Raw genomic sequence first — 7,228 nt, forward strand, 5'->3', positions numbered from 1 at the left:
GGGGGAGGCGGCTAAAGGTCGAGGTCACCGGCCTTGATCCGGTTGACCAGAGCCGCTAGTTCGCCAGGCTCCAGGGCCAGCCGCGGCCCCTCCGGATCCTTGGAGTCCCGAATCAGACGGATCGAGGTGTCGGTCGAGACCTCGACGCACTCGCCCTGGCCGCCGCCCTGGCTGTGGCTGCTCTTACGCCAGCGGATCATCTTGCATCGTCTCCATCGTCTTCCGAATCAGGTCCCGCGTGCCCTCCTCGGACAGCGCATGGCACCTGATCTCGTCGAACCGAATGCCCAGCCGGGTGACCTCGGCCGGATCTTCGATCAGTCTCCCACCGAATTGGGCTTCTACATACCCGATGCGGCACCTATCCGCCTTGGTGAGCATGACCACCGGTCCGTCCAGCCCAGGGTGCCATCCTGCACACATCTTCACTGCCTGGATGTGTATATGCGGCAACTCTCCGACATCGAGCAGATGCTGAAGTTGCTCGCGCATGACACTTCCATCCGGCCAGTTGCGGAGGACCACCGCTTGGTCGAGGACGACGAAGAGGTGGGGACGGTTCTCGACCCGGGTTATGATGTCCCGGCGCGCAAGTCGCTGCGCGATGAGTTCCTCATTTACCTGGCCCTTGTACGCGGTAGCGCGCATGTAACCCTCGGTCTGCAGTAGACCGGGGATGTAGAGCGGCTGGAAGGTGCGAATCTCGGTCGCCTCGTTCTCGTGAGCGATATACGCCTCGAACCACTCATTGAGGTGCTCGCGCTTGGCGTGATGCCAGAGGCCCTGGAACATCTCGCCGGTTCCGAAGAACTCGTCCAGCTTCTTGCAGAAGTCCTCGTCAGGGCGGTTCCGGCGGCTCTCGTAGGCGGCGATGGTCTCGCGGGTCGCGTACAACTCCTTCGCCAGGTCGTTCTGGCTCATGCTTCTCGCCTCGCGCATCAGCCGCAGTGTGTAGGCCAGCTGAGCTCTCATGCTGTGGCGGGGATCTATGGGGACAGATGGGGGCATGTCTGACCCTCCACGGTTGGTATAACTCGAAGTACCAAGCATTCATATAGTCACCTCCCATCGGAGGCGTCAATCTGTGGGGCGGAATTCACAGGCGCAGCGAAAGCGAACCGATGAGTACGACCCCCGAAGAAACCAAGATCACCTCACTCGCGTCGGCACTGCGGACGGAGCAGGACCGGAGGTTCACCTTCACCTGTCTCGCGACGCCGGCGAGTGTAGGAATTGCCCGAAATGCCGCTAAGCAGGCCGCGCTCGCGCTGGGTTGCGCGGAAGAAATAGCCGAAAATGTCTGCCTTGTCGTGTCCGAACTGGTCACCAACTCGGTTCGTGCGGCCGCGCACACCGGAATCCGGGTGACGGTCGCCGAGGACGTCCCCGGCCACATCACGGTCGAAGTGTGGGATCAGTCTCCCGGCCTGCCGCAGAGAAGACCGGCCGGCCCCCTGGACCTCAACGGACGAGGGCTCGGGATCGTCGAGGCGCTGGCCGTCCACTGCGGGGTGCGGCATGAGAACGGTGGAAAGGCCGTCTACGCCGTCCTATGAACCATGGCCTGAAACCCACAGGCCCCAACGGACGACGGCGGCGGTCCGTAGCGGTTATGGGCTGTCGCCGTGGCCGTGGCGTTCGACGCCTCTGCGCATCGCGTCGATCAGGACCTTCACGACCAACCCGAGGAAGACCAGGTCACCGATCATCTGGACCATGGTGAGCACCCGCGCCCCCTGCGACCGCGGTGCGATATCTCCGAACCCGACCGATGAGAAGACGGTCATGGTGAAGTACAGCGCGTCGACATGCGTCAGCGGCTCGGAGAAGGCGTCCGGCGCGCTGTTCTCCATCAGGCAGTAGCCCGCGGCGAACACGATGAGGAACACGGGGAGGGACGTCGCGATGGCCTCGACGGTGCGCAGCCGGGGCATGGACGAGCGCGCGATCGCCCGTGCCTGCCAGCTGACCAGACCGCCCAGCGCGGCGAGCGCACAGATCAGCACCACCCCGGTCATCGTCGTGAACGGCCTGGTCAGCGGCGCGGCGAAGTAGGCGATCAGCAGGCACAGCGTGATCAAAGACGTGCGCAGGACCATGCGGAGCACAAGCCTGCGACGGTCTCTCCCTGCCTGGATCTCCACTCCACGTCCATGCCCCGCGCGACCGGAAAATCGCCGAGGCGAGGCAAGGCGTCAGCGGGGGTGAGGGGCGATCCGGACGTGGCGGGATCACGGGGCGCAAAAGAGAAGAGTGTGCGCGAAGTCGGGGTTCGGGGAGCCGGGAGGTCGGGGAGTCGGCCGAGTGGGTGGGCCTTCGTCGTTGAAAGCACCGGAGGCCGGAGCGGGCGGGGCCCTCGCCGTTGAAGGCGCCCGTCCCGGGAAGGGGCAGGTGAAGCAGAGCTTCGGTTCGGGTCAGATGAGGCCCTGGGCGAGCATGGCGTCGGCGACGCGCTCGAAGCCCGCGATGTTGGCGCCGACGACGTAGTCGCCGGGGGCGCCGTAGCGTTCGGCGGTCTCGTAGCAGGTCTCGTGGATGTTCGTCATGATCGTCGACAGTTCCTCCTCCACGCGGGAGAAGGACCAGGAGGCGCGGCTCGCGTTCTGCCGCATCTCCAGCGCGCTGACCGCGACACCGCCGGCGTTGGCGGCCTTGCCGGGGCCGAACGCGACGCCCGCGTCCTGGAAGATGTGCACCGCCTCCGGCGTGGTCGGCATGTTGGCGCCCTCGGACACCGCCTTCACGCCGTTGCGGACGAGGATCCGCGCGGCCTCCGCGTCCAGCTCGTTCTGCGTGGCGGACGGCAGCGCGATGTCGGCCGGAACGTCCCATACTCGCCCGCCGGGGATGTACCGGGCGGACCCGCCGCGCTTCTCGGCGTAGTCGGACACGCGGCCCCGCTCGACCTCCTTCACCTGCTTGAGCAGGTCGAGGTCGATGCCCTTCTCGTCCACCACGTAGCCGCCGGAGTCGGACACGGTGATCACGTTGGCGCCGAGCTGCTGCGCCTTCTCGATCGTGTAGATCGCGACGTTCCCGGAGCCGGACACGACGATCTGCTGGCCGTCGAGGTCCTCGTTGCGGCGGCGGAGCATCTCGGCGGTGAACATGACGTTGCCGTAGCCGGTCGCCTCCGTCCGGCAGGCGGAGCCGCCCCACAGGGCGCCCTTGCCGGTCAGCATGCCCGCCTCCCAGCGGTTCGTGACGCGGCGGTACTGCCCGAACAGGTAGCCGACCTCGCGGGCGCCGACGCCGATGTCCCCGGCCGGGACGTCGGTGTGCTCGCCGACGTGGCGGTACAGCTCGGTCATGAACGACTGGCAGAACCGCATGACCTCCTCGTCGGAGCGGCCGTGCGGGTCGAAGTCGCTGCCGCCCTTGCCGCCGCCGATGCCGAGCCCGGTCAGCGCGTTCTTGAAGATCTGCTCGAAGCCGAGGAACTTGACGATGCCGAGGTTGACGGTCGGGTGGAAGCGGAGCCCGCCCTTGTACGGGCCCAGCGCGCCGTTGAACTCGACACGGAAGCCGCGGTTGACGTGGATCTCGCCGTTGTCGTCCTGCCAGGGCACCCGGAACATGATCTGCCGCTCCGGCTCGATCAGCCGCTCGACCATCTTGGCGGCGGCCAGCCCGGGCCGGGCCGCCAGCACCGGGCCGAGCGATTCGAGAACCTCGTGGACGGCCTGGTGGAATTCCGGTTCGCCGGGGTCCCGCCGGAGGACCCTGTCGTAGGACTCTTCCAGGAGGGCCAGGGTCTCGGGCGGCGCCGGCAGACGGGGGGCCAGTGGCATGGTCGGGTTCCTTCCTTCAGACCCCTCCACTGTAAAACCTGCTTTTCACCGCCTGAGACAGGGTGACCGCAGGTCGGAACCCGTCTATGACTGACAACAGACCTTTCACCGACCCGCTCACAACACTGCCTCGGACGAACAATGGACTGAGTCGGCGTCCGTCCTAGCGCGACGCCCGCCCCCGGAGGCGGCACGGTCCCGGACACGATGCCGGGCCGCGTCCTTCCCTGGGCGGGGACGCGGCCCGGCTGGAGCGGGGGGCGTGTCGTCAGCCCGGGCACTTCTTCCACGCGAAGTGGTAGGTGGTCTTGACGCCGCCGTCGGCCGAGTCGAAGGCCATGAAGCTGGTCTCCGACGCGTCCGAGCTGCCCTGGTACACGCGCAGCTCGGTGTTGATGTTGAAGTTGCGGTCCTCGCCGCACGGCTTGAACACCAGCTCGGTGACGGGCGTCCGGTCGGAGAACTGCCAGTTGTCCGAGTACGCGCCCTTGATCGTGTGGCTGACCGGCGTGGTCTGCGCCATGCCCTGGTGGTAGTAGTTCGCCTTCTCCATGCCGGTCGCGCCGGCGGCGAGGTAGGCGAAGCCGCGGTAGTCGGCGCCGGCGATCGCATAGGTGAACCCTTGCGGGACGTGCACCCGCAGGTTGATCTGGCAGTTCTTGCGGAAGTCCGTCGGGTTGGAGTTCCCGCCGGCCTGCGCCAGGTAGTCGCTGTAGGTGACGGTGAACGCGGTGTTGTCGCTCGCCGTCGCCACCGCGGCGGTGCCGGGCGAGCAGCCGGACCCGTTCACCGTGAGGACGTCGATGACGATCCGGTCGGGGGGCGGCGGGTCGGCGGGGGCGGCGGACGCGGCGGGGGCCGCGGACAGCGGCAGCGCCAGGGCGGCCGCGCAGGCCGCCGGAACGGTCAGTCCTTTGCGCATCGGTCGTTACTCCTTTACTCGGGGCGGCTCAACGGGGGGCTCCAGGAGTCACCGGGGTGCTCGCCACCACGGCGGGCACTGCTTCCAGGCGAAGTGATAGGTGGTCTTGATCGTGCCGTCGGTCGAGTCCATGGAGATGAAGCTCGTCTTGGCCGGATCGGAGGTGCCCCTGAGCACCCGCAGCTCCGTGTTGATGTTGAAATTGCGCTCCTCGCCGCACGGCTTGTAGACGAGCTGCGCGACGTCATTGGTGTCGGTGAACTGCCAGTTGTCGGCGTACTCGCCCTTGATGTTGTGCGAGATGGCGGAGGTCTGCGGCATGCCCTGGAAGTAGTAGCTGGCCTTCTCGATGGCGCTGGCGCCGGGCTCCAGCCAGGCGAACCCGCGGTAGTCGGCCGACGCGATGGCGTAGGTGAACCCCTGCGGGACGTGCACCTTCATGTTGATCTGGCAGTTCTTCCGGAAGTCGGTCGGCGCCGAGGAGCCGCCCGTCTGCGCCATGTAGTCGCTGTAGGTGACGGTGAACGCCTCCTTGTCGTCCGAGACGGCGACGGCGGCGGTCCCGGCCGGGCACCCGGACCCGTTGACGGTCGCGATCTCGATCGTCACCCCGTCCGGGCCGCGGCGGAGCGGGGCGGCGGAGGCCGGCGCGGCGAGCCCGGCCGTGACGGCGATCCCGGAAATTGCGGCGGCAGCGGAAACGGCAATCCCTTTACGCATGCGATTCCTCCTCGCTGGAGCCTGCGCAAAGGGAGCGTAAACTTCCCAGTTCAGAGGGGTCAATCAGCGGTTTTCAACAGCCCATCGGCATAATGGAGCGAGCCAATCGAAAGCAGGCCGGCACCCGAGCAGCGACATTGGACCGTCCATGAAACTCGCCCGTTAAAAGGGATCGTTCCATTAAGACCGCAAGTGAATTCAACCGCCCGTCAAGAAGCCCTCGAAGGCGGGTCGCCCGGGCGCACGTCCCGGGCGGCCGCTTCGCCCCGCCTCGGAGGCGCCCGGCGGGCCGCGGCAATCCGCGGGGCGGTCAGCCGGAGTCGCGGTCAGCCGGAGTCGCGGTCAGCCGGAGTCGCGGAGGCGGGCGGCGAGGACGGCGGCCTGGCTGTGGTCGATGTCCTTGGTGGCGGTGAGCAGGGTGATCGTGCCGTCGCCGGCGAGTTCGCGGAGCCGGTCGAAGGCGGCGGCGCGTTCGGGGTCGCGCAGCTCCGCGTCGTAGCGGTCGGTGAACTCGTCGAACTTGTCCACGTCGTGGCCGTACCACTTGCGCAGCTCGGTCGAGGGGGCGACGTCCTTCTCCCACGCGTCCAGCCGGGCCTTGTCCTTGGACAGCCCGCGCGGCCACACGCGATCGACCAGCACCCGCTTGCCGTCCTCGGACGAGGCGGGCTCGTACACCCTGCGCAGCTTGACCTCCATGCTTCCTCAATACCCGGCTCGGCGGCGCCATGCGCGGGTTTTGTCGGTGCCGGGACGTACGCTCGCCTCGTCCGACCGACGGGGAGGTCGCATGACGGAGCCACGACCGCCGTTATGGCGGCTCAGTCCGGCCCAGCGGCTGCTCGAAGGCGGCGCGCTGCTGAACTCTCTCGCGTTCTTCGCGGCGATGCCGTTCGCGCCGCTGTACCTGAGCGAGCACACGAGCCTGGGCAAGCCCTCGGTGGGCGCCGTCGTCGGGGCGGTGGCGCTCATCGCCGCGTTCGGCGGGCTGCTCGGCGGGATGATCGTCGACCGGCTCGGCGCGGTACCGCTGATGCGGGCCGGGCTGGTCTGCCATGTCGCCGTGTACGGGCTGCTGGCCGCGGTCCGCGGGCCGGCGGCCATCGTGGTGCTGTTCCTGCTGCTGGGCGGGGCGCGCCTGATGGTGGAGCCGGGCGCGAAGAAGCTCTGTCCCATGCGGCGGACGAGTCTCCCGGGCACGTCCTCCTCCTGATGCGCCGCACGACCCTCGCGCCGGTCGCCACCGCCCGAGAGCCCGCCGAACCGGCACCCGCCATCTGACCCCCGAACAGGTCATGGAGGACCGCGCGGCGGGTCATACCGGGCCGGGAGGACCGGGCCGACCGTCGCGCCAGGCTCCAGAGTCGGGCGGATGGTCGCTGCGCGGTGGAAGGGCGGTCGCGGTCCGGTCGGCGAACTCGGTAGCGGCGGTGCGCCGGGCGAACTCGGCGGCGACGGCGCGGCCGAGGACCTCGTCGTCGGGCCGGTGCCGCTCCAAGTATCCGAGAGCGTCGACGAGTTCGGCGGCGGTCAGCCAGCACACCGGTTTACCGGCCCAACGCGGAACCCACCGGCCACCGGCCCCCGCACCAGATCCCACGGCGGACCGCGCGGCATGCCCGCCGCCAGACCCGGCGGCCGACCCGCCGGCAGACCCCGCACCAGGGGCGACGCCGGACCGCGCGGCATGCCCGCCGGCAGATCCAGCCGCCGGCCCACCGGCAGACCCCGCACCAGATCCCACGGCAGACCACGCGACATGCCCGCCGGCAGATCCAGCCGCCGGCCCACCGGC

11 protein-coding genes are annotated in these 7,228 nt (G+C 68.6%); 2 read left to right on the forward strand and 9 right to left on the reverse strand.

Going from position 1 to position 7,228, the window contains the following annotated elements; all coding sequences use genetic code 11:
- Positions 1-11: 11 nt before the first annotated feature.
- Positions 12-200 (reverse strand): DUF397 domain-containing protein, encoded by a 189-nt coding sequence (locus ACIWVC_RS09550; RefSeq protein WP_396449496.1) that lies wholly within the window; start codon positions 198-200, stop codon positions 12-14.
- A complete protein-coding gene (locus ACIWVC_RS09555) occupies positions 184-1,050 on the reverse strand; it encodes a Scr1 family TA system antitoxin-like transcriptional regulator (protein WP_396454000.1) in 867 nt (288 codons plus the stop codon). Before ACIWVC_RS09555 ends, ACIWVC_RS09550 begins: the two co-directional genes overlap by 17 nt.
- A gap of 71 nt (positions 1,051-1,121) precedes the next feature.
- Here ACIWVC_RS09555 and ACIWVC_RS09560 point away from each other — a divergent pair, with 71 nt between their 5' ends.
- Positions 1,122-1,556 (forward strand): ATP-binding protein, encoded by a 435-nt coding sequence (locus ACIWVC_RS09560; RefSeq protein ID WP_396449494.1) that lies wholly within the window; start codon positions 1,122-1,124, stop codon positions 1,554-1,556.
- 54 nt (positions 1,557-1,610) lie between these two features.
- Here the strand turns inward: ACIWVC_RS09560 and ACIWVC_RS09565 are convergent, their stop codons facing one another.
- The 5 genes from ACIWVC_RS09565 to ACIWVC_RS09585 all read right to left on the reverse strand — a co-directional run bounded on the left by ACIWVC_RS09565 (position 1,611) and on the right by ACIWVC_RS09585 (position 6,132).
- Positions 1,611-2,099 (reverse strand): potassium channel family protein, encoded by a 489-nt coding sequence (locus ACIWVC_RS09565; RefSeq protein ID WP_396449493.1) that lies wholly within the window; start codon positions 2,097-2,099, stop codon positions 1,611-1,613.
- A gap of 315 nt (positions 2,100-2,414) precedes the next feature.
- The gene (gene gdhA, locus ACIWVC_RS09570; RefSeq protein ID WP_396449492.1) at positions 2,415-3,791 is read right to left on the reverse strand and encodes an NADP-specific glutamate dehydrogenase; all 1,377 of its coding nucleotides are present in this window, start codon (positions 3,789-3,791) and stop codon (positions 2,415-2,417) included.
- A 268-nt stretch (positions 3,792-4,059) separates the two neighbouring features.
- The gene (locus ACIWVC_RS09575; protein WP_396449491.1) at positions 4,060-4,713 is read right to left on the reverse strand and encodes a DUF4360 domain-containing protein; all 654 of its coding nucleotides are present in this window, start codon (positions 4,711-4,713) and stop codon (positions 4,060-4,062) included.
- A gap of 48 nt (positions 4,714-4,761) precedes the next feature.
- Positions 4,762-5,433, reverse strand: a complete 672-nt coding sequence (locus ACIWVC_RS09580) for a DUF4360 domain-containing protein (RefSeq protein ID WP_396449490.1) — start codon at positions 5,431-5,433, stop codon at positions 4,762-4,764.
- Positions 5,434-5,775: 342 nt separating this feature from the next.
- Positions 5,776-6,132 carry a DUF488 domain-containing protein gene (locus ACIWVC_RS09585; protein ID WP_396449489.1) on the reverse strand — a complete coding sequence of 119 codons (357 nt, stop codon included), beginning with the start codon at positions 6,130-6,132 and terminating at the stop codon, positions 5,776-5,778.
- Positions 6,133-6,223: 91 nt separating this feature from the next.
- Between ACIWVC_RS09585 and ACIWVC_RS09590 the strand changes: the two genes are divergently transcribed.
- The gene (locus ACIWVC_RS09590; RefSeq protein WP_396449488.1) at positions 6,224-6,646 is read left to right on the forward strand and encodes an MFS transporter; all 423 of its coding nucleotides are present in this window, start codon (positions 6,224-6,226) and stop codon (positions 6,644-6,646) included.
- A 102-nt stretch (positions 6,647-6,748) separates the two neighbouring features.
- Here ACIWVC_RS09590 and ACIWVC_RS09595 read toward each other — a convergent pair whose 3' ends face one another.
- Both ACIWVC_RS09595 and ACIWVC_RS09600 read right to left on the reverse strand, forming a co-directional pair.
- Positions 6,749-6,976, reverse strand: a complete 228-nt coding sequence (locus tag ACIWVC_RS09595; protein ID WP_396454001.1) for a hypothetical protein — start codon at positions 6,974-6,976, stop codon at positions 6,749-6,751.
- Positions 6,964-7,228: hypothetical protein (locus ACIWVC_RS09600; protein WP_396454003.1), on the reverse strand; the 265-nt coding region annotated here is incomplete at its 5' end. The genes ACIWVC_RS09600 and ACIWVC_RS09595, both read right to left, overlap by 13 nt.

Origin of the sequence: Actinomadura sp. (assembly GCF_044508335.1) — a bacterium.
Classification (GTDB): domain Bacteria; phylum Actinomycetota; class Actinomycetes; order Streptosporangiales; family Streptosporangiaceae; genus Spirillospora.